Below are 21,642 nucleotides of genomic sequence, written 5' to 3' on the forward strand. Positions count from 1 at the left end.
TTTAATATAATTTAGTTAATTTTAAGCCAATTAAATATCTTTTTATGTTACTATTTCAAGGTATTTCTGATTGAAGGAGTTTAAATGAAACTAGCAAAGATTAGTTTGGCGACTTTAGTTGCTTTAGGTGCTTTCTCAAGCGTTGCAAGCGCAACCCCGCTTGAAGAAGCCATTAAAAATGTAGATCTTTCAGGATTTGCAAGATATAGATATACGACTACGAAAACAACAGATCCATTAAGTGTTAAAAATACTGAAGCTGGACATCAGTTTAAGTCTATCTTCTCGTTTAAAGCTGCACTGGATGATAACTTCTTTGGTGTTTTAAGCTTAAGATACAATGCTACAGATGGCTCTGCAGGCTATGCTGATACAGCTGATACTACAAATACAACAAGCACATTCGGTGTTCAAGAATTCTATCTTGGTTACATGGTTGGAAATACTACAATTACAGCTGGTAAACAAGTTATCGGAACATATTTTACAGATGATGAGGCTGGAACAGGTATAAAAGTAGTAAATACAGATATAGCTGGATTGACTCTTGCCGCTCTTGCTTTCGATGCTCTTGAATATGGTAGCGAAACAGATTCGGCTATAGTTAAAGCTGCTTTTGAAAAAAATCTTTACGGCGTAGCTGCTGTTGGTTCATATGATCCTGTAAGCTTCCAACTATGGTATGCCAGCCTTGTTGATGTTGCAAATCTTATAGCTGCCGATGTTGCATTTAATTTTGATGTTAATGACGACGTAGGATTTGGTTTGCAAGCTCAATATGGACATACTGATGTAGATGATCAAGTTGCTCCACTTTATAGAGATACTGATTTTTATGCTGCCGAATTGGGCGTGGGACTTTTTGGAGCTGATTTGTCTGCTGGATATATCGGCTGGAAAGTAAAAGACAGAGCCGACGGTTTTTCAACTCTTGAAGATCAAGGCGAATTCATAAGCCCTGCTGAGCAATATCTTGATTATACAGCTCTTAATGGAAAAGGAAATTTCTGGTTCTTAACTGCAGGATATATGTTTGATAAGTTTGGTATCGGAGCTGATTACTTAAAGGGTAATGTAAAAGATAATGTAGATCAAAAAACAAAAGTTGAAGAGTATGTAGGTAGACTATCTTATGATTACAGCTCAAAACTAACATTTGAGAGCTGGTATTCTCATTTAACAACAAAAGTTAACACTGATAAAGAAAAATCTGAGAAATTTAGATTTCAAGCTAAATACTCATTCTAATTTTTCTTATGATACCTTGAGCGAATTATTTCGCTCAAGGCTGTTTTAAAATCACATATTTATTACAATTTTTTGTATCTACAGTAGAAAATATATCAAGCAATTAAATTATTTTTGTAAAAATTCATCTGGCTTTATTTAAAAGCATAAGCTATTGAGTTGCTATGTAAATATTGCCAATTTAATTTTTATAGTTAATTCCATCTATTAACCTATATACTATATAATATATTAAACAAAAATACAAATAATAAAAATTATTATTTAAAAATAATTTTTATTTAAGAATATTATGCTATAATTCCTCATATAAAATTTAAAACAAGGAGACAATATGTCAAAAGTTATCGAACAACTAAACCAAATTCAGGCTGATGCTCATGCATTATTTATCAAATTTCACGACTATCATTGGAATGTAAAAGGTATTCAATTTTTTAGCATTCATGAGTATACAGAAAAAGCATATGATGAATTTGCTGAAATTTTTGACGAAATGGCAGAAAGAGCTATTCAATTAGGCGGCAAAGCTATAACATGCCCTGAAGAGTTAAATAAACGCTCACATATTAAGCCTGAAGGAAAAGATAGCTATACTCCGACAGAAGTACTAAAAGGAGTTTTGGCTGACTACAAACACCTGCTTGGCGAATTTAAAAAACTTGCAGAAGTTGCAGATGGTGATAGCACGACAGTTGCAATCGCAGAAGACAATATAGCAAAATACGAAAAAGCTATTTGGATGCTTGAAGCTACTTTAGCTTAATAAATCTTCAATTTAAGGGGCTCAACACCCCTTAAATTTTTATTATTTTTTCTTTAATCTTTTAGCTTTTATTATATAGGTAAAGCCTAAGTTAAGGCATCTAGTCAGTGTTTAATTCTAAAGAATCTTTTTTGGCTCCAAATAAAATAAAGGCTTGACTACAATTTATTTTTAAGAGTTCGGTATACTTAAAACCCTTGCATAATCTCTAAAATTTATTAAGCAAAACAAGGCTATATATGCAAATTTATCTTCCAAGCATGGTTTTTAAAATTCTTTTTCCTACTTCAACACCGGGCTGATCGTAAGTGTTTATTCCAAGCATTATTCCTGTTGCTGAAGTTAAAAGCTCGTAGTAGTATATCAGGTATCCTGCGTGCCACTCATCAAGCTTACTTACAGTGATCACATCTACACTTATACCCTCTTGTATGAGTGCGTGAGTTGTAGCATCGCATTGTGCATTTATGAGGGAATTTAAGCTGATGTTGTTTGCGAAGTCACACTCTTCAAGGTGTTTTAGGCTCAAATTTGGCGTTATCGCCATGCTATTTTGATCTTCAACTTTGATAAAAGTTACCGTCTTATCTTTAACTCCGTCCATTATGAGTTGCAAAAACGAGTGTTGATCGCGCGATCCGATAAGCCCCACGGGCGTTAGTCCGTATCTCTTAAATCCTTTTTTCTTACCTAAGCTTTCCGCCCAAAGTTGCACATACCAGTCGTTAAATGCGAGCAATCTATCCGAATAGCTAAATATCACGTTTATTTTAGCACTTTTATGAGTTGCGTAGTGATATGCCTTATGCATTAAAGTATCGTCTTTATCGCTTAAAAATTGCTTTTTGCATTCTCTTGCGCCTTCAAGCAGGGCTTTTATGTCATATCCGCATAGACTTAGAGGCACTAATCCTATCGCGCTTAGCACGCTAAAGCGACCGCCTACGTTTTTTGGGATATTAAAATAAGTTATTTGATTTTCTTTAGCATAGATTTCAAGCGGAGAGTTCGGATCTGTGATGATAAGAAAATTTTGGCTTAAATTTTCAGGCTTGAAGCGCTGTAAAATACACTTAAAAAGTGTGATGGTTTCTATGGTCGTACCTGATTTTGACGATATGATAAACAGACTTTTTTTAAATTCTATCCTCTTCATAAGTTTTTCAAAGCTAAATCCGTCTACATTATCAAGGAAATAAAGCTCTCTTGAGCCATCTTTTTTTTCGGCTTTTAGCATCTGCTTGAGTGCTTTTACCCCAAGAGAGCTGCCGCCTATGCCTACTAGCACGACATTGTTTATATCGGCGAATTTACTTTCGATATCTTTTATTAAAGCTATCATGTCGTTTCCAAGCTCCGGTAAGTGATAGTATCCTATATCCCCACTTTCCAGTTCGTCATTCATGCGCTTGGCGTATGAGGTTATCGTTTCTAGTGGTGTTTTTTTAAAGTAGAGGTTATTTTTTACCATCTTTTTGCAACTTTTCATAGAAGAAATTCGTAGCCTCGACAAACCCCGCCACGCTTCCGCAGTCAAAGCGTCTGCCTTTAAATTTATAAGCTAGTACCATGCCGTCTTTTGCTTGCTGCATAAGAGCATCAGTTATCTGCACTTCGCCATTTTTGCCCGGTTTTGTCTGCTCTAAGATAGCAAAAATATCAGGTGTCAGTATATATCTTCCGATGATGGCTAAATTTGTAGGCGCCTCTTCTACGCTTGGTTTTTCGATCATATCATCAACCATTATCAAGTCGTCTTCTATATATCTTCCGTTTATTATGCCATAACTGCTGACTTGCTCTTTTGGCACTTCCATGACGGCTACGATGGAGCAGCGATATTTTTCATAAATTCTTACCATCTGCGTAAGTACGCCAATGCCTTGTTCGTTGATACAAAGATCATCTGCGAGTATAACGCCAAAAGGCTCGTCTCTTACGAGGGTTTTGCCTGTGTGTATGGCGTTGCCAAGCCCTCGCATACTCTCTTGGCGTGTAAATGAAAATGTGCATTTTGCCATGAGATCGCGAATTTCGGTTAGTAGATACTCTTTATTTGTGCCTGAAATTTGATGCTCAAGCTCGTAGCTTATATCAAAATAATCCTCAAGCGCTCTTTTGCCGCGCCCCGTTATAAACGCCATATTTTTCATGCCGGCTTCCAAAGCTTCATCAACGCCGTAGTGAATAAGCGGCTTGGTAAGTATCGGTAGCATCTCTTTTGGAAGGGATTTTGTCGCAGGCAAAAATCTAGTACCGTAGCCCGCAGCGGGGAAAAGGCATGTTTGTATCATAAAATTTCCTTTTTTAGGGTATTTTAACCAAGCCTTACTAAATGCCAAATTAAGAGTATTAAATTTAATTGTCAAAATTTCGCCCCAAATTCTTGCTTGAGGCTAAATTTATCTTTCATCTTTTGCATTAATGATATAGGGCTTTAAATTTTACAAAACAGAGAGTAGGGCGGAGAGTTGATTTTGTTAGCCGTAAGCTAAAGTCGTTTGCTTGTAGGTTGGCAAATTTGGCTTTGTTTGGAATTTTTATTTACTTGCATAAATTAAGTGGTCAAATTTGTATAATTTGTTTTTAATTTTATGGCGATTTAGCCGCGCAAGATAATAAAAATGAGCTAGCTTGAGCTATTTATATAGAGCCTTTTACTTGCTCAAATTTAGGAGGCGCTAGTGATAAGAGATAAATTACACATCAAAAAGGAGAAGGGTCTTAAACCCCTCTAAAAGCCGCCTTTGCATTAGCGATATCTTTTTCATCAGGATGGCTTGCTGCAGCAGCCCATCTTGCTTCACGCTCCGGAGTGATAGGATGAAGCGCTTTGTCTCCCGCTTTGGCAGCCATTTCTCGCATCTGCTCTATCAGTTTTGGATCGATTGCACCTTGACAGATAAATTCTCGCATGATTTTATTGCCGTTTTGCTCTAAAATTTCTCTGCCTACCTCAAGCATTTTGATGCCGTGCTCGCCTTCAGGTTCGGCTCCAAGAGTTATGAAAAGCCCGACGTTTTTGTTTTTGATTTTTTCTTTTATGTAGCGTTTAAAATGCGCATCCGGACCGCCCTTATCGACGTAAAATCCAACTCCCACGAAGTCAAATTCGCTTAAGTCCTTAACTCTCTCATCTTCAAAGCTAACCGCTTCACAGCCGATCTCTTGCGCTATTGCTTCGCCTACTTTTCGTGTATTTCCGGTTAGCGAACTATAAACTACAATTTTTTTCATTCAAAATCCTTTCTTGCTATTGTCGATATCTCTTTTGAGATTGTATTTCCCCAAAATACGCCGTCTATGCTTAATTTTATACCCTCTTCATCTACACTCATATATCCGTGCTCTTCGCATTTTTTAAATAGCTCTTTAAGCTCGCCAAGAGTTTCGTCGCTGATATAACCGCTTATGTCGTTAAATTTTACGCTTGGATACTGAAACATACTCATAAATTTACCGAATTTTCTTTGATTTTCGGTTGTTTTTGATATCATTTTGCGCTCTTTATTCATCGCAAACATGCTAAATTCGCCGATCTTTCCGCCAGCTCCAAAACCGATAGGCAAGATATCCGTGCCTTTGTGCGAAAGACGGATGTATTTATACTCGTCTCTGTTTTTTCGGTTTATCTTAGTGTGTTCTAAAACTTCGTAATCTTCGCTTTCAAGAAGTGAATTTGCAAAAGCGTGATGAAGCTTTTTATCAGTTTCCAGATCGTAATAATCAGACGAAATTTCCTTAGACAGCACGGAGCCTTCATGAAACATCAGCGAATAAAAGCTTGAGCTATCTATCTTAAGCTCTTTTATGAGGCGTGCGTCTTCAAGCACTTCATCTACGGTTTGATTCGGGTAGTTATAAATGATGTCTATACAGACGAATTTATCGAAATTTTGGCGAATTTCGCTAAGTCTTTTTATAGCGTCATCTTTTCCGTAAACTCTATTTAGAAGCTTTCTTCCCTTGTCGCTAAAGGTTTGAATGCCTATACTAAAGCGATTTACTCCAAGGCCATCAAGCAGCTTGAGCTTTTTTGGATTTAAGTTGTGCAGGGTGCTTTCAAGGCTGAATTCGCAGGTGGAAGAAATTTTAAAATTTTTATGAATAGCGTTTATGATAGGCTCTAAATGGCGCTCTTTTAATGTCGTCGGAGTGCCTCCGCCAAAATAAACCGACTCTATGCTTTTTCCTTTCAGATATGGGAATTTTCCGTATTTTTCGATTTCGCTTAGCAAAAATTCCGTATAAGTATCAAGCTCGCCGTCAAGTTTGCTGCGATTCATCGAGCAAAACGAACAGATATTATCGCAAAACGGTATATGAAAGTATATCACGCCTTCTTTTTGCTTGGGAGATCCTTGTAAAAATGCAAAAAGCTCCTCCTCGCTTGCAGGTATCGGTCTGCCTCCGCCTCCTGTATGATGTCCTTTTACGCGCTCTTTAAACATTTTTAATCCTTTATTTTAAATTCGTAAGGTTTGGTTATGATGCAGTGATTGATATCTTTTAGTACCGATATCTGCATTTCTTTTGTGATTTTTGCCGCTTCGTCGTTAAAAATTTTATTTTTTCCTCTTACGGAGACTATCTGGATATTGCCGTTTGTAACCTTAAAATCAACTTCAACATAAAAAGTATCCTTAAGTCTAAGCATAATCGCCTTTTTAGGATAATCCGCTCTTGGCTCTTTTAAGACCTTAAAGCCGATATTTTCTTTGCAGTAGCTCTCTTTGTCTATGTTTGATTCTTTAGCTTGAGGCACATACAGGGGCTGTGGCTGCTCTACGGGTGGTGCAGGCTCTTGTATCGCAGGCGTGTCAGTAAGCTCTTTTATCTCTTCTACTATCTTTTTTTCAGGTTTTTTGATCTGCTTTTTAGGCTTTGGCTTTTTTATATCTTTTGGTTTTTCAGCCTTTTTGATTTCGGGATTTGGTTTAGGCGTGATCTCAGGCTCGGTAACGGGTTCGGGCAAAATTTCAGGCTCTATAATAGGCTCATGGTCTATATTTGGCTTTAAATCAGGCTCAAGAATTTCAGATTGCGACTGGGGTTGCTCTGGCAAAATTTCAGCCTGTTTGGGTTGCTCTTTTTGTAAATTTAGCACTACTTTTATCTCTTTGTTTTCCTCGGTTTTTTTTGAAAGAATTTCATCTGATTTTAGCGGGATAAACAAAATAGCGATATTAATCGCCAAAGAGATTATAAAGTAGCGCATAATCACTCTTCTTTTTTATTTTGTAAGCATATCATAAAGCTTTTCTATACCTTCTCCTATGCGAGGCGTTCCGCGAAGCAAGAGCGAAGAAGGAACGGTTATGACTTTATTGTTTTTAGCCGCATTTGTTTTAGCAAGCACGGGATTTGTTTTTAAGAAGTCGCTATCTCCGCCCATTCCGCCTATGATGACTATAAAATCAGGATTTGAAGATAGTATAAATTCAGGCGAAATTACAGGAGTTGCGCCTTCTAGTCCGTCAGCTACATTTACAAAACCAAGCTGTTTGAGCATATCTCCCGCTAGAGTTTTTGACGTAAATGCCATCATAGGAGTTGAAGAAAATAGCGAAACTACCTTTTTGTCTTTTAAATTCGGATCTTCAAAGCTTTTAAATTTAGCTTTTATGCCTTCGATTACCTCTTTTGCTTTTGCCTCTTTACCTGTTATTTTACCCATCTCCTCGATATTGCGATAGATGTCATTAACACTATCTGCTTTTAGAGTAATGGTTTGTAAATTTAGCTTTTTAAGGCTGTCTTGTATATCTACCGAGTGAAAACTAACGATAACAAGATCAGGCTTTAGCTCGACTATCTTTTCTAAATTTGGCTTTGTGTAAGTGCCTACTGTTTTTAGTTTGGAAGTCTTTTCTTCGGGCCAAATTTTTGACATGGATAAATTTGAGATAGCGGCTATCTGATCTTCCGCTTCAAGCATATAAATGATCTCAACAACGGCAGGGTCGAGTACGACCAACTTTTTGGCGTTTATGAAGCTTGCCAATATAGCTAAAACTACAAATATTTTTTTCATATTAATCCTTTAATGCAACCACAAACGGGTTATTTTTATATTCGATTACATCACAGTTAAGACCGTAAATTTCTTTTAAAATTTCTTTCGTATAAAGCTCTTTTGGAGCGCCTTTATATCTTACTTTTCCATCTTTTAGCATCAAAATTTCATCGCAAAACATCGAGGCTAAATTCAGATCGTGCAAAACCATTATAGATAGTAAATTTAGCTCTTTAGTAAGCTTGGTGCAAATTTTCATAATCTCAATTGCGTAGTTTAGATCAAGTGCCGAAGTAGGCTCGTCTAAAAGTAAAATTTTTGGTTCGCTTACAAGTGCACGCGCTAGCAAAACTCTTTGAAATTCTCCGCCGCTTAAAGAGTGCGCGATACGTTTTGCAAAGTGCGAGATATCAAGTAACTCCATTACTTCTTCGACTTTCTTTTTATCCTCTTTGCCGTATCCTGAAAATTGGCTTTTAAGATGACAAAAACGCCCCATAAGCAAGATATCTTCAACTAAAAGAGGCATTGAGAGAACGGACTTTTGAGGAACGAATCCAAGAGTCTTGGCAAGCTCTTTAAGCGAGTAGTCTTTAAGGGCTTTGTTGCTGATTTGCACTATGCCGCTTTTTGGTGCAAGTACTCTTAAGATGTTTTTTAAAAGAGTTGATTTGCCGCATCCGTTTGGACCTAAAATTCCTATAAATTCGCCATTTTTAGCACTTAAGCTTATATCTTTTAGTATCTCTTTGGTGCCGTAAGTAAAATTTAAATTCTCAACAACCACACTCATCAGACTATACCTTGCTTTGATTTAATCGCTAAAAATAGAAAAAACGGTGCGCCGAAAAACGCAGTTACAACTCCTATGGGAATTTCGATAGGATTTAGCACGCTTTTGCCTATCGTGTCGCATGCCAAAAGAAAAAACGCGCCCGTAAACGCTGAAGCCGGGATTAAGATAGCGTTACTTGACGTTCTTAAAATCATCCTTAAAGTGTGAGGTATGATAAGTCCTACAAAGCCTATCATGCCGGTAAAAGCAACGGAAAATGCAACGGCAAGAGAAGATACTATAAGTAGATGTTTTTTGGTCTTTTCTACATCTACTCCTAGGCTTTGAGCCTCTTCGTCTCCGCTTAAAATCACGTTTAATTCAAATCTCTTTATGTAAAAATACGCTATTGAAAACACAAGCGGAACTATTAGATAAGCTATCTTTTGCCAGGTAGCACCGCTTAGATGTCCCATCATCCACGCTACTATCCTAAAGCTATCTTCTCCGATCAAATAAGTAGCAAAGGATGTAAAAGCGCCTAAAAAAGAGGAGAAAGCTATGCCTATGATTAAAAGAGTGGCTATTGATTTGCCTTTTTTGGATAGTTTAAAAATTACTATCGACAACACTGCCGAGCTAAAAAAAGCAAAAATTCCGTAATATATGTCAGGTAGCTTAAAAAGATAGGCTATAACCGCTCCAAATACGGCACTAGCGGCTATTCCTATGATGTATGGATCTGCAAGCGGGTTTAAAAATACGCTTTGAACGACTACACCCGAGCTTGCAAGAAGCATGCCTATTAAAAGTGCCATAATCAAGCGAGGAAGCCTAAGTTCTACTAATATAGTCTGCTTAATCTCATCTATCTCTTTGCCAAGAAAGAAATTTATGATATCGCTTTGGCTGATATCGGCTCCGCCTATACTTAGCGATATGATGCAAAGAATAAGGGTGAGTATCGCAAGAACGATACTCATCTTGGTTTTAGTAAGCATATTTGAACTCTAAATAGTAGTTTCTCTCGGGAGCAGGCACATAAGCATCTGCCAATTTACTTTCAAAGTCATTATATTTTTCGTTAAATAGATTTTTTATTCCGCCTGCGATCGAAAAGCCGTTTTGCAGCTTATATCTTAATCCAAAATCAACTACCGTTTTAGCATCAATCTTGTCATAAGAGCTACTAAATTGACTTGAGTAGTATTTTAAGTCGGTTAAGATACTGAAATTTTTAATAGGCTCATAATTTACACCGAATACAAATTTATTTTTTGATACGTAAGGTACGCGTTTTCCTGAATTTTTACCTTTTTTGATTTTGGCATCTATGTATGAAAACGTTTGGCTTAATTTTAAGCTATCAAATAAATTTTGTTCCGAGTAAATTTCAAATCCGGAACGTCTAGTTTCATCTACGTTATAAAATCTCCAAGATGTTGAGTGACCTCCCGTCATTTCATTTACAATCTCGTCTTTTGTGTTTGTAATGAAAGCCGTTGCGCTAAAATATTGTCCAAAAACAAGATCTCTTAAACCAAGTTCGTAAGTGTGGAAAATTTCAGATTTCAGATTGTTTAGTTTGTATTCCGGTGCCCCGCCTACGCTTACTTTGTCTGTTAGCTGAGTAGGCGATGGTGAGATATATCCGCGTTCAAATTTAAAATAAACGTTACCTGTATCTGAGTATTTAAAGCTTGGAGTGATCTCAAATGCATGATTATTCATGTTTTTATCTGTGTCTATACTGTCAATTATATTCATAGGTCTTGTCATAGGAGGCCTAGGTGGCATTGTTAGCTTTGAATATCTGTTTATATCATATATGGCTTTTTCAAATCTATATCCTCCGGTTAATGAAAACGCTTGGGTAAAATTATGTTTTTCAAAGAAATAAAGCGTATGGGTTTGTTTTTTAAGATCTACAAGCGTGTAGCTATGCATTCCTCCAAATTTTCTATCTCGCTCTCTTATGCCTTTATTTTGTAAGTAATCATACCCTGATATAAATTCGCCGCTTCCATAGTCGTATCTGGTTTTTAAATTTGCACCTAGCTTTTTGTCCGTAAAATCGCTTGTAGCCCCTCGCATGCTTATCTCTTGATAATAAGGCATAAAGTTTAGTTTGAATTTATCGCTAAAGGCTATAGCGTATTCGGCACTTATGTCGGCTTTTTTATGCGTTAGCTGTTCCATAGGCTCGCCCGCTTGTTTTCTATTGGCTTCTAGTTGAGCTTTGGTTATAGAATCTGTCGTGTCAATTTTAGTTTTATAGTAGCTTGGATTGATTGCTAAGGTTTGATTGTCCGAAATTTGATAATTTATCCCAAGACTTGTATAAAATCCTCTTTGCTTATCTCCGTTTCTATAACCCTTTTCGTCAAAAGCCTTAAAATTTCCTTTTAGGAATAGTTTTTCGCTAGCCATTCCTCCTAAGCCCAAATTAAGATCCTTGTAAGAGTATGAAGCAAGCTTGGTTGATACGTTTGCATAAAAATCTCTAGGCTTTTGCTTTGTGATTATATTTACTACGCCTCCGCTTGTTCCGTTACCGTATAAAACAGCCCCGCCGCCCGGTATGATCTCTATCTGTTCTATATCCTCAATAGCTAAGAAATTTAGAGGCACAAACGCATGTGAGCTGTCAAGCATATTTAAAGCCATACCGTTTAATAGAACTTTAACCGATGTGTTTGCTTTTGTTCCTTGCCCTCTTAGATCAATTGTCTTGCCAAAACCCGAGTTTATGAAATTTACCCCGGGAGCTTTTTCTAAAATTTCCTCTACATCTTTATATCCGCGACTTTCAATCTCTTCTGACGTTATTATATAGACGTTTTTAACCTCGTCTTTAAGCGGGCTTTCAAAACCTGTCGCCGTGATAACGGTCTTGTCAAGCTTCGTTGAATTATCCGCCGCGTATAAACTAACGGCTACCGCAATGCTGATAATAGCAATATTTTTAAACATTTTTTCTCCTTTTTGATCAGTTTTTCTTTTTGATATTAAGCTCTACGTTTTGGACGTTTGCGTCTTTTAAATTTGATATCACATCAACTACTTTGCCGTAGTTTATAGCCTCGTCCGCATTCAAAGTTATGTTTTTCTTTTGAGAAGGGCTTAGATTTGAGATTTCCTCTTTTAAATTTTCGTGATTTAGTGTTTTTTCAACCTCATTTATCTTAAGTATCAAACTCTCATCAAGCAAGTAAAATAACTGAACCACATCATCTTTATTTTCTTCTAAATTTGAGTTTGTTTGAGGCAGAGCTATGTCTATATGAGCAAATTTGTTAAAAGTAGTCGTTACCATAAAAAACAAAAGCAAGACAAATATGACGTCAATCAAATTTAGCATCGAAATGCTTGCGCTTTTGTGTCTGTTACGACGGACAAACTTCACAGCATTTCCTTTCACAGCATCTACCAAATAAGCTTATGAGCCTGTTTAGATCATTTAGTATAAAATCAATCTTTTTATTTATCATTAGATGAAAGACTAGCGAAGGAATTCCCACTATAAGTCCCGCCGCAGTCGTATAAAGCGCTTCTGATATGCCTATGGCTACTAGCGGAGCATTTACGCTTGAGCTAAGTCCTTCAAAGGCCTTTATCATGCCCACAACCGTTCCTAGTAGTCCAAGCTGAGGGCTTGCGCTTGCACAAAGTCCTAATATCCAGCTTCTTTTTTCTAAATTTGAAAGCTCTACGGTTACGGCTTCTTCTATGATATATTCGACTTGAGTTTTGCTTGTGGAGTTTAAATTTTCGATATTATCAAGAACTAATATAGTTGTTTTTGCAAGTGAATTTTTGTAATTTTTGCAAAATTCCCTTATCTTTTTGGTATCGCCTTCCAGTATGAGGTTGCTAAGTTTCATCTTAAATGTGCTTGTTGCATCTATCTCTACAAAAGTGAAGTAAAAAGCCTTCTCAAGCAATACGGCAACAGCTAAAACGCATAGGAAAAATATAGGCCACATAAATATGCCGCCGGTTTGTAAATACTCAAGCATAGTTCCCCGTTCTTTGTTTTATGAAATTTACGAAAAAATTGTATCATCAAATTTATTAAGCGATAATTAAAATCAATATGTTATAGATATATAGTGAAATTTAGGCGAGCTTGTTTTACTCGCCTAAATTCGTTAGTAGTTGTATTTAAACTCTACGTAGTAATTTCGCTCCGGAGCAGGGTCGTAAGAGTTGTTTTGTTTGCTTTGAGTATAATTATATTTTTCATTAAATAAATTTTTTATACCCGCAGACATTAAAATTCCCTTTGTAAATTTATAGCTTAAACCCACATCAACAATTTTTCTACTGTCTATCTTGTCATAGTTCGCATCAAGAGAGCTTGATAGATATTTAAAGTCGGTTGAAAAATTTAAGTTTTTAATAGGTTCATACTCAGCCCCTATTACAAATTTACTACTTTCTACTAAAGGAACTTTGCGTCCTGAATTTTTGCCTGTTTTAATCTTTGCATTTACATACGAAAAGCTCTCTTTTAGCTTAAATTTTCCAAATTCTTGTTCTGAATAAATTTCGGTTCCATATCTTCTAGTTTTGTCTATATTTTTAAAATTCCATCCGTCGCTAACATTTCTTCCAAGAGAAACTGTTAAAATTTCATCTTTGGTATCCGTTAAAAAAAGAGTCGCACTAAAGAAATTTCCAAATACAAGATCTTTAAGTCCAAGCTCATATCCATGATATGTTTCTGATTTAAGGTTGTTTAAGACATAAGGTCCGTTTGGTCCAAGCTTATCTATAAGTTGATTTGGTCCCGGAGATATATATCCGCGCTCAAATTTAAAATAAACACTTCCGCTATCTGAATATTTAAAATTCGGCGCTATCTCATAGGCGTAGTTGTTTTTATCGTCTCCTACTTTTAAGTAGTCTTTTGTATTTATAGTTCTTCCGCCTCTACTCATAGTTACACTAACATCTCTTATTACATCATAATCTGCTCTTTCAAACCTCGCTCCTGCGCTTAGAGAAAAGATGTCGGTGAAGTTATGTTTCTCAAGCAGATATAAAGAGTGGGTTTGCTTTTGCATATCAAATACGGTAAGTTGATTTCTTGAAAACATAGGCGTTTTAACATTGACGTTTATCATCCTGTAGCCTTCGTTGTTTAAGTAATCATAACCTGTTATAAGTTCGCCGCTACCGTAGTTATATCTTGTTTTTACGTTTGCTCCGGTTTTTTTATCTTTCATATGAAAACCGTCTTGAAGAATTTTCACGTCTTGATAATAAGGCATGATGTGCATATCGAATTTATCATTAAATCTAATCGCATAGTCTGCGTCAAAATTTAGTCTTTTGCTTGTGGTTAGGGTTGATTCCCCGCCCGCTTGTCGTCTGTTTATAGCCATCTCTTCTGCGGATAAAGTCGGCACTCCGTAAGTTTTAGCCTTAAAATAGCTTGGGTTAAAAACTATGCTTTGATTATCTGAAATTTTGTAATTTAATCCAAAAGAGGCGTAGTGCCCTTTGTTTTTCTCGTCATATCTATAGCCCTTTTCATCAAACGCCTTGGCGGTAGCTTTTAAAAACAGATCTTGCGTTACGTTCCCGCCAACGCCTAAATTTAGATCTTTATATGAGTATGAGGCTATTTTGGTGGATATGTTTGCGTATGGTTTTACGGCTTTTTGTTTTGTTATGATATTGATAACTCCTCCGCTGGTTCCACTTCCGTACAGCACGGCTCCACCACCAGGTATGATTTCGATTTGTTCGATATCTTCTATAGGAACGAGATCTATAGGTATAGTCGTAGGGGTAGTATCTATCATATTCATCGCAACACCGTTTAAAAGCACCTTAACAGATGTGTTTGCTTTGCTTCCTTGACCTCTAAGATCTACCGTTTTGCCGTTAAAACTAACTCCGGGGGCTTTTTCTAAAATCTCTTTTAAGTTTTTATAGCCTCTGTTTTCTATCTCTTGGGAGGTTATTATCGATACGTTTCTTGCCTCGTCTTTTAAAGGACTCTCAAAGCCCGTAGCCGTGATAACCGTCTTATCAAGTCTTGTATTTGCATCAGAGCCGTAAAGAGCAGCTACCGCGACAATACTAATGGTTGTGATTTTTTTAAACACCTTTCTCTCCTTGTCTATTTTGAACTGTTTTTATCTGCTTTTGTTTTTATATTTAATACTGCGCAAGATATGCTAAATACACGCTTTGTAATTGCGGTTTTCTTGTCTTAAATTTTTTGTAAAATTTACGGAAAAAATTGTATCATCAAATTTATTAATCGATAATTAAAATCAATATTTTAATTATTTTATAAAGAGAGTTTAGGCGAGCCGTTTTACTCGCCTAAATTTGTTAGTAGTTGTATTTAAACTCTACGTAGTAATTTCGCTCCGGAGCAGGGTAGTAAATGCCTCTTCCTCTTTCTGCGGTAGTGTCATAGTATATGTAGTGTTTTTTATCAAATAGATTTTTAATACCGCCTACTAATGAAAAATTCTTTGTAAAATTATATCTTGCCGATACATCTACTAGCGTTTTTGAACTCATTTTTTCATTGCTATTATTTAAAATTTTTGAAAGATATTTTACGTCTGCATATAAATTTAGATTCTTAATAGGCGCATAATCAACTCCAAATATGAATTTTTGCTTGGCTATGTTTGGAAGCTCTTCTTTTACGGTTATCGTTTGGCCTGTTCTTGGGTTTTCTCTTTTAAATGTAGCTTTGGCGGTTACACGACTGTATGACTGAGTGAGCTTTAGCTTGTTTTCTATTAAAGATTGCTCCGAATAAAGCTCAAGCCCGTATCTTTTAGCCTTGTCTAAATTTATATATTTTCTTTCCCAGTTAATGTTTGGATTCATAGGATTGCCGTGCGGCTGAGTCCATTTGGCAAATATCATGTCTGTAGTATCCGTATAAAACAGTGCTGCACTAAAGAACTGATCAAAAACCATATCTTTTAATCCGACTTCATATGTATAGAAGGTTTCTGGCTTTAAGTTGTTAAATTGATACTCGTATCCGCCGGGAATTTTGATATTGTCCACAAGTTCTTGCGGAGAAGGCGATACAAAGCCTTTTTCAAATTTCACATAAGTATTTCCCGTATCTGAATATTTAAAATTTGGAGTTATCTCAAATGCGTAAGAATTTGTATTTTTGCTAGCATGAAACATAGGTCTTTTTATGGCGCCTTTGCTTTCAGGTCTTTTTACGTCATAGGAGGCTCTTTCGTATCTTCCACCCAAATTTAAAGATAGCATATCTGTAAAATTATGCTTTTCTAAAAAATAGATCGAGTGGATCTCTTTTCCTAATTCGTCTTTTTGAGATAGCTTGTCATATATATCTTCGTAGTTGTACCCGAAAATAAACTCGCCTCTGTCGTAAGTAAGTCTATTTTTTAAATTTGCACCTATTTTTTTATCGGAAAATTTGATTATATTTTTTCCGTTTTGCTCAAATTTGGTGTGCAAATAGTAAGGCATAAAGTTGATTTCGTAGTTATCGCTAAGTTTTAAAGAGTAATCAAGCGTGATATCAAATTTCTTGTAAGTTTGCGGAGCCTCAGGCCTACTTGACTGGCGGCGATCCTGCTCTACTTGCTGTTTTGTAAGAGCTCCGCTTTGATTTTCATATTTTTGAGAGTAAAAGCTAGGAGTTATAGATATACTTTGATTATCGTTTATCTGATAAGTGATACCGCCGTTTAGATAGTATCCGTTTGTCTCTTCACCTCTTTTATATCTTTTGGAATCAAAGCCTTTTGCACTAAATTTTAAAAACAGATCTTCGTTTACGAGTCCGCCTATACCGATAACTGCATCTTTATAATTGTATGAAGCGATTTTAGATGAGGCGTTAGCGTAAAAATCTCTAGGTTTTTTCTTTGTGATAATGTTTATAACGCCACCCGCAGTTCCTCCTCCGTATAGAACCGCTCCGCCTCCTGGTATTATCTCGATCTTTTCTATATCCTCAACCGCTATTAAATTTAACGGCGTAGCTATGCTTCCATGTCCCGCTTTTAGAGTATTTAGGTTTACTCCGTTAATTAGCGTTTTGACATTGGTTTTTGCATAAGGTCCTTGACCTCTCATATCTATCTCTTCTTCGCCAAATATTCCTGCATTTGATATATATACTCCGGGCGCTCTTTCAAGTACTTCGGATACGCTTGTATACCCTCTATCCTTGATCTCTTCGGCTGTGATGATGTATGCATTTTTTACCTCGTCTTTGAGTTGGGTTTCAAAGCCTGTTGAGGTTACGATAGTCTTGTTTAGCTTCGTAGTTTGTTCGCCCGAGCCATATAAGCTTATCGTAGCCACAAAAGACGTGATGATGACCGCTTTTACTAGGCTGACCTCTTTTTTGTCATACATTTTTGCTCCTTATTGTGTAATTAGTATTTTAAAATATAGTTATTTTATTTAGAACAAATATAAAATTTAGTAGTAATATTATAACTTTATTACTTAATCGATAATTAAAATCAATATTGTATTATGAAAAAAGTATAGTTTTTGAATAATTAATATTTTATAAATTTTATTGCATTTAAAAACTAGGCTAAAAGAGATATAGTCGCTAAATTTAGCGACTATGTTTTATAGAAAGTGATTTTTAGTGTTGTCTTTGGTGTGGGTTGTGTGCGCCGTGGGGATTGTGTCCGTGCGGATTTTTTTGGTGAGGATTGCTCTCTCCTGCAGCTTGGCTTAGTTTAAGACCGTTTGAATTATACGCTGCGCCAAATCCTTTTACGTATCTACCTTCTTTTAGATCAACTTTTATGATATAAAAATCTGCCATATTTCTAAGTTGTTTTATAGCTGATTCTTTTGGGTTTTTCTCGGCAAGTTTATCAAAAATTTCATTTCTAAGTGCTTCGTCTTCTACAAATTTAGCTTCACCTTTTATGCTTAAGCGGTTTCTTGCAAATATCGTTTTTGCAGAGCTTTCATCTTCTATGAAAAGCAAAGAAATTTTATCAGGGTTTGCCTTTATCGAGTGGTAATGCTCGGCAACCGAACTTAGGCAGATGTATATATCTTCATTAATTCTTACAAACGGTGTATATGAGCCGACACATTGCATGTTTCTATGTACGCTTGAAACGATAACCGTTTTTAGAGAGTCGATAAGTTCGATAACGCCTTTTTCGATCTTTTCAAGCCCGCTTCCTACATCAAGGCTTCTATAAAGAGCCATTATCTCGTCTTTATAATTTCCATTAACTACTTTTTGTAAAAACGGCGCAAAAACTTCACCTTGATCACATGTGATAATAAGTCCGTCTTCGTTCATATCAGTTAGTTTGACGTTACTTACCTCTTTAAAAGAACCAAATTTCTTGCAAAACGCAATAACGGTTTCCATGTGATCTGAGTTCATATGCTCGATCGCTCTTTCTTTCATTAACACTCCTTAAAATTTAAAAAATTACTCAATAGTAACAAAATAGAATTTAATTAATAATTAAAATCAAAAATTATTTTATTTGACTTAAAGTTCCGTTTTCTATGCTGTAAATTTTGTCCGCACATTCAAAATAAGCATCGTCATGACTGATGGCAAAAACAGTGTAGCCGTCTTGTTTTAGTTCGTTTAAAATTTCTTTGTAAAACATCTTCCTAAACTGTGGATCCTGATCAGCAGCCCACTCGTCAAGTATGATAAATTTGCGTTTTTCAAGTAGTGCCGCAACCATGGCAAGGCGTTTTCTTTGTCCTTGAGAGAGGTTTAGAGTGCTGAATTTATCATCTTTTACGCTTACTTTTTTATCTAAAAACATCTTTTTAAGAAGCTCGTCTATAAATTTATCATCATCGCTTAAAACCTCGTCAAATAGATAAAAGTCGCTAAATACGGCGCTTATCGTATTTGCATAGGCTTTTAAATTCTCTTTTGTGATAAGCAGATCATCCACATACATCTCTCCGCTATTTGGCTTTAAGAGTCCTGCTAATATCATAAAAAGAGTTGATTTGCCGCTTCCGTTTTTGCCCACCAGAAATACAACTTCGCCTTTGTTTATCTCTAAATTTATATCGTGCAAGCCAAATTCATCGTTTATGTCGTATTTGAAATTTATATTTTTTAAACTTAGCTTGCCCCAGCTTTGCGGGAAATTTTCACTCATGTTAAATTCCGCTTCGTATTTGGTTAGATCAAGCTTTTTTAGTTTTTCGTAGGCTATTTTTGATTTAAAAAGACTCGGAATGCTTGAGACAACCATCATAAGCGGCGCTCTTAAAAATAGTATGGTTAAGGCTATCGTTATGGCATCTTGCAAAGTCGTAACCTGATACGCAAGACAGATATAAATAACCGCTCCTATGGCGCCTAGCATCATAGCGCTGATCCAGTTGCTGGCAAACGATGAGTAAATTTCAGCTTTTATGATATTTGAGCGAAGATCCTTGGCATTTGGCACGAATCTGTCATTATAAAGCTTTTTTGCTCTTTTTAAATTTAGGCTTAGCTCCCTGTGCCCTTCTATGCTGGTTTGGTAGTCTTTGTATAACGTATCCTCGTTTTGTCTGTGAAGTCCGTAGTATTTATAGATATTTTTCATAGAAGCGTTGCTAATAAATATCGTAACGCTCATCCAAATAAGCAGAAAAAGAAAAATTTCATGCGACAAGTAGGCTATATAAAAGCTTGCAAAGGATATGATCAAGCTTCCTTGTATGATGTCCGGAATCCTCGTAAATCCGTTTGTAAGGCTTATGATGTCGCTTGAAAGCGAGGCTAATAAATTCGACTTTCCTATGGCGGCTATTTTTTGATTGGGAGTGTCTAAAATTCGCTTTATTATCTGCATTCTCATATCAAAGACGAAGTTATGCCCGATAGCAGAAAGCGCTATGCGAGAAAGTATCGAAGAGATCAAAAATGCAGCCAAAAGCCCAAAGAAGCTAGCCAAAACAAGAGCGTTTTTTTGAGTTAAGGTTAGTAGGTATTTGTTGATAAAAAATAGTATCAGTATGCTTGAGCCGCTATAAATAGCCCCCAAAACTATCATCGCAAGGATTTTCATAGCCAAATTTCTTGAAATTTTTGAGTCCATTTTCGATTTTTAACCTTATTAATTTAAAAATCATTATCATATCAAGAAATTTATAAATTTTTAATTTATTCTATATCCAAAAATGCCTCATCGCTAAAGCCAAAATATACATTTTCGCCTGTTGTTAGTTTATTTCCTATAAAATTTTCGCTACTAACGACCGCTTTTATAAGGAAATCTCCGATTTTAACCTTAACCAAAAGAGATGTGCCGTAGATAATGGAAACGGAGTGCAAAAGTCCGCTAAAACTACCGATAAAAGGCTCTTTGCTTAATATTATCTTGTTTGGATTGATTGCGATTTTGTTTGCGTTTTTTAGAGCTTGCGGCAATGCAAATTTAACTTCGGAGCCAAAATTTAAAAAGCCGTTTTGATTTTCAAATATGTTTTTTATCTCAAATTCGCTTACCTTGCCTCTGTGTAAAAACACGCTATCTTGCGCGATTGCGCTTAGCCATTTTTCATCGTGGCTCGCGATTATAAAGCCTCTTTTATACTGTTCGTGCTGATATTTTACGGCTTTGCCAAACAGCTTTGAAGTGGCTAAATCTACGCTATTTGTCGGCTCGTCAAGCAAATTTAGCTTTGAGCGCAAAGCAAGCACGAGAGCAAATGCTATGCGCTGAGTTTGACCCGAGCTTAACTCATAATTTTTCTTATCTAAAAAGCTCTCGTCAAGCCCTACAAGCTCGAGCGCTTCGCCAACTCTTGAGCTAAATTCGCTCTGCAAATTTCTACTTTTTAACGCAAACTCGAAATTTTGCCTCACACCTCTTTTAAGAAGCATGGGCTCGGGAAAAAGCACTGAAATTTGACGCAGGGTTTTTAGACTAGGCTTGCTCTCTTTCCAAATTTCGACATAACCCGAATTTGGCTTTTGAAGAAAGGACACAACTCTTATAAGCGTGCTTTTACCGCTTCCGTTGTTGCCCATAAGTGCGGTTATACCTCTTGTTTGAAGCTCTAAATTTTTTATATCAAGCACGATGTTGTTTTCGTATTTTACGAGCACGTCTTTAAGCTTTATCATTTGTCAAGTCTTTTTAGCTGGTGAGTGGTTAAATTTACGGCAAATGCGATAAAAATCAGCACTAAAGCAAGCGCGATACCCATAGAAAATTCGCCCTTGTTTGTTTCAAGCGATATCGCCGTGGTTATAGTGCGGGTAAACCACTTGATGTTTCCACCTATCATCATCGCAACGCCCACTTCGGCCACTATCCTGCCGTAAGCGGTTGCAAAAACCACAAGAAGTGAGTATCTAAGCTCGTAAAGAACGGCTAGAATGAGCTTAAATTTGCTCAAACGATAGCTCATTAGCGTAAGATAGTGTTTGCGCTCCATATTTTCTATAACGCTTGCCGTTAGCGAAACAACAATAGGCATGGCTAGCACAAACTGCCCCAGCATGACGGCTTTTAGCGTAAATAAAAGTCCAAATTCTCCAAATGGGCCGTGTCTTGAGATAAAAGCATAAAGTATAAGTCCGATAGCAACCGTCGGCACTGCTAGAGCCGTATCGCTTAGAAGTCTTAGAAATTTCTTTCCGAAGAAGTTGTAAAATCCCAAAACAAAGCCGATAGGAAATCCGCAGATGATAGCAAGCATGATCGATATGCTTGATGTGTAAAGTGTCGCCTTAATCGCCGAATAAGTCTCTGCATCGCCGTTTAAAAGCAGGCCGAAGGCGGATATTATCCCTTCTAAGATGTAATCCAAAATTAATTTCCCGAATTTGATTTAAATTTATTTAAAATCTGC

19 protein-coding genes are annotated in these 21,642 nt (G+C 36.4%); 2 read left to right on the forward strand and 17 right to left on the reverse strand.

Annotation, left to right across the window (positions count from 1 at the left end; translation table 11 throughout):
* Window positions 1–84 precede the first annotated feature (84 nt).
* A complete protein-coding gene (locus tag CDOM16188_RS08160; RefSeq protein ID WP_172201241.1) occupies window positions 85–1,248 on the forward strand; it encodes a major outer membrane protein in 1,164 nt (387 codons plus the stop codon).
* Window positions 1,249–1,582: 334 nt separating this feature from the next.
* Window positions 1,583–2,014, forward strand: coding sequence for a DNA starvation/stationary phase protection protein (locus CDOM16188_RS08165; RefSeq protein ID WP_169940200.1), 432 nt, complete (start codon window positions 1,583–1,585; stop codon window positions 2,012–2,014).
* Window positions 2,015–2,261: 247 nt separating this feature from the next.
* Here the strand turns inward: CDOM16188_RS08165 and CDOM16188_RS08170 are convergent, their stop codons facing one another.
* The 17 genes from CDOM16188_RS08170 to tupB form a co-directional block, all read right to left on the reverse strand.
* Entirely contained in the window at window positions 2,262–3,485 is a 1,224-nt protein-coding gene (locus CDOM16188_RS08170; RefSeq protein WP_172201338.1) for a glucose-6-phosphate isomerase, read from the reverse strand.
* Complete coding sequence (gene galU, locus CDOM16188_RS08175) at window positions 3,472–4,308, reverse strand: UTP--glucose-1-phosphate uridylyltransferase GalU (RefSeq protein ID WP_169940202.1); 837 nt, start codon at window positions 4,306–4,308, stop codon at window positions 3,472–3,474. Before galU ends, CDOM16188_RS08170 begins: the two co-directional genes overlap by 14 nt.
* A gap of 430 nt (window positions 4,309–4,738) precedes the next feature.
* Window positions 4,739–5,251: a flavodoxin family protein gene (locus CDOM16188_RS08180; RefSeq protein WP_169940204.1), complete on the reverse strand. Its 513-nt coding sequence runs from the start codon at window positions 5,249–5,251 to the stop codon at window positions 4,739–4,741.
* Window positions 5,248–6,465 (reverse strand): radical SAM protein, encoded by a 1,218-nt coding sequence (locus CDOM16188_RS08185; protein WP_172201243.1) that lies wholly within the window; start codon window positions 6,463–6,465, stop codon window positions 5,248–5,250. The genes CDOM16188_RS08180 and CDOM16188_RS08185 overlap by 4 nt, the downstream gene beginning before the upstream one ends.
* Before the next feature lie 2 nt (window positions 6,466–6,467).
* A complete protein-coding gene (locus CDOM16188_RS08190; protein ID WP_172201245.1) occupies window positions 6,468–7,232 on the reverse strand; it encodes an energy transducer TonB in 765 nt (254 codons plus the stop codon).
* Window positions 7,233–7,247: 15 nt separating this feature from the next.
* Complete coding sequence (locus CDOM16188_RS08195) at window positions 7,248–8,048, reverse strand: ABC transporter substrate-binding protein (RefSeq protein WP_169940210.1); 801 nt, start codon at window positions 8,046–8,048, stop codon at window positions 7,248–7,250.
* 1 nt (window position 8,049) lies between these two features.
* Window positions 8,050–8,823: an ABC transporter ATP-binding protein gene (locus CDOM16188_RS08200; RefSeq protein WP_172201247.1), complete on the reverse strand. Its 774-nt coding sequence runs from the start codon at window positions 8,821–8,823 to the stop codon at window positions 8,050–8,052.
* Complete coding sequence (locus CDOM16188_RS08205) at window positions 8,823–9,806, reverse strand: iron ABC transporter permease (protein WP_172201248.1); 984 nt, start codon at window positions 9,804–9,806, stop codon at window positions 8,823–8,825. The genes CDOM16188_RS08200 and CDOM16188_RS08205 overlap by 1 nt, the downstream gene beginning before the upstream one ends.
* Window positions 9,796–11,778, reverse strand: coding sequence for a TonB-dependent receptor (locus CDOM16188_RS08210; RefSeq protein ID WP_172201249.1), 1,983 nt, complete (start codon window positions 11,776–11,778; stop codon window positions 9,796–9,798). The genes CDOM16188_RS08205 and CDOM16188_RS08210 overlap by 11 nt, the downstream gene beginning before the upstream one ends.
* 16 nt (window positions 11,779–11,794) lie before the next feature.
* A complete protein-coding gene (locus CDOM16188_RS08215; protein ID WP_169940218.1) occupies window positions 11,795–12,211 on the reverse strand; it encodes a biopolymer transporter ExbD in 417 nt (138 codons plus the stop codon).
* Complete coding sequence (locus CDOM16188_RS08220; RefSeq protein WP_172201250.1) at window positions 12,192–12,824, reverse strand: MotA/TolQ/ExbB proton channel family protein; 633 nt, start codon at window positions 12,822–12,824, stop codon at window positions 12,192–12,194. The genes CDOM16188_RS08215 and CDOM16188_RS08220 overlap by 20 nt, the downstream gene beginning before the upstream one ends.
* 132 nt (window positions 12,825–12,956) lie before the next feature.
* The gene (locus CDOM16188_RS08225) at window positions 12,957–14,924 is read right to left on the reverse strand and encodes a TonB-dependent receptor (RefSeq protein WP_367649345.1); all 1,968 of its coding nucleotides are present in this window, start codon (window positions 14,922–14,924) and stop codon (window positions 12,957–12,959) included.
* A gap of 232 nt (window positions 14,925–15,156) precedes the next feature.
* Window positions 15,157–17,193 (reverse strand): TonB-dependent receptor, encoded by a 2,037-nt coding sequence (locus tag CDOM16188_RS08230; protein ID WP_172201251.1) that lies wholly within the window; start codon window positions 17,191–17,193, stop codon window positions 15,157–15,159.
* A 241-nt stretch (window positions 17,194–17,434) separates the two neighbouring features.
* Window positions 17,435–18,226, reverse strand: a complete 792-nt coding sequence (locus tag CDOM16188_RS08235; RefSeq protein ID WP_172201252.1) for a HugZ family heme oxygenase — start codon at window positions 18,224–18,226, stop codon at window positions 17,435–17,437.
* A gap of 73 nt (window positions 18,227–18,299) precedes the next feature.
* Window positions 18,300–19,880, reverse strand: coding sequence for a cyclic peptide export ABC transporter (locus tag CDOM16188_RS08240; RefSeq protein WP_172201253.1), 1,581 nt, complete (start codon window positions 19,878–19,880; stop codon window positions 18,300–18,302).
* A 65-nt stretch (window positions 19,881–19,945) separates the two neighbouring features.
* On the reverse strand, window positions 19,946–20,911 hold the full coding sequence (tupC, locus tag CDOM16188_RS08245; protein WP_172201254.1) for a tungstate ABC transporter ATP-binding protein TupC: 966 nt from the start codon (window positions 20,909–20,911) through the stop codon (window positions 19,946–19,948).
* A complete protein-coding gene (gene tupB / locus CDOM16188_RS08250) occupies window positions 20,908–21,600 on the reverse strand; it encodes a tungstate ABC transporter permease TupB (protein ID WP_170020235.1) in 693 nt (230 codons plus the stop codon). The genes tupC and tupB overlap by 4 nt, the downstream gene beginning before the upstream one ends.
* Window positions 21,601–21,642 lie beyond the last annotated feature (42 nt).

Origin of the sequence: Campylobacter sp. RM16188 (genome assembly GCF_012978795.1) — a bacterium.
Taxonomy (GTDB): Bacteria; Campylobacterota; Campylobacteria; order Campylobacterales; family Campylobacteraceae; genus Campylobacter_A; species Campylobacter_A canis.

Bases quoted from the DNA above. Each gene is read 5' to 3' on its own strand.
- CDOM16188_RS08160 (WP_172201241.1), top strand. From the start codon at position 85: ATGAAACTAGCAAAGATTAGTTTGGCGACTTTAGTTGCTTTAGGTGCT.
- CDOM16188_RS08165 (WP_169940200.1), top strand. From the start codon at position 1,583: ATGTCAAAAGTTATCGAACAACTAAACCAAATTCAGGCTGATGCTCAT.
- CDOM16188_RS08170 (WP_172201338.1), bottom strand. From the start codon at position 3,485: ATGGTAAAAAATAACCTCTACTTTAAAAAAACACCACTAGAAACGATA.
- galU (WP_169940202.1), bottom strand. From the start codon at position 4,308: ATGATACAAACATGCCTTTTCCCCGCTGCGGGCTACGGTACTAGATTT.
- CDOM16188_RS08180 (WP_169940204.1), bottom strand. From the start codon at position 5,251: ATGAAAAAAATTGTAGTTTATAGTTCGCTAACCGGAAATACACGAAAA.
- CDOM16188_RS08185 (WP_172201243.1), bottom strand. From the start codon at position 6,465: ATGTTTAAAGAGCGCGTAAAAGGACATCATACAGGAGGCGGAGGCAGA.
- CDOM16188_RS08190 (WP_172201245.1), bottom strand. From the start codon at position 7,232: ATGCGCTACTTTATAATCTCTTTGGCGATTAATATCGCTATTTTGTTT.
- CDOM16188_RS08195 (WP_169940210.1), bottom strand. From the start codon at position 8,048: ATGAAAAAAATATTTGTAGTTTTAGCTATATTGGCAAGCTTCATAAAC.
- CDOM16188_RS08200 (WP_172201247.1), bottom strand. From the start codon at position 8,823: ATGAGTGTGGTTGTTGAGAATTTAAATTTTACTTACGGCACCAAAGAG.
- CDOM16188_RS08205 (WP_172201248.1), bottom strand. From the start codon at position 9,806: ATGCTTACTAAAACCAAGATGAGTATCGTTCTTGCGATACTCACCCTT.
- CDOM16188_RS08210 (WP_172201249.1), bottom strand. From the start codon at position 11,778: ATGTTTAAAAATATTGCTATTATCAGCATTGCGGTAGCCGTTAGTTTA.
- CDOM16188_RS08220 (WP_172201250.1), bottom strand. From the start codon at position 12,824: ATGCTTGAGTATTTACAAACCGGCGGCATATTTATGTGGCCTATATTT.
- CDOM16188_RS08230 (WP_172201251.1), bottom strand. From the start codon at position 17,193: ATGTATGACAAAAAAGAGGTCAGCCTAGTAAAAGCGGTCATCATCACG.
- CDOM16188_RS08235 (WP_172201252.1), bottom strand. From the start codon at position 18,226: ATGAAAGAAAGAGCGATCGAGCATATGAACTCAGATCACATGGAAACC.
- CDOM16188_RS08240 (WP_172201253.1), bottom strand. From the start codon at position 19,880: ATGGACTCAAAAATTTCAAGAAATTTGGCTATGAAAATCCTTGCGATG.
- tupC (WP_172201254.1), bottom strand. From the start codon at position 20,911: ATGATAAAGCTTAAAGACGTGCTCGTAAAATACGAAAACAACATCGTG.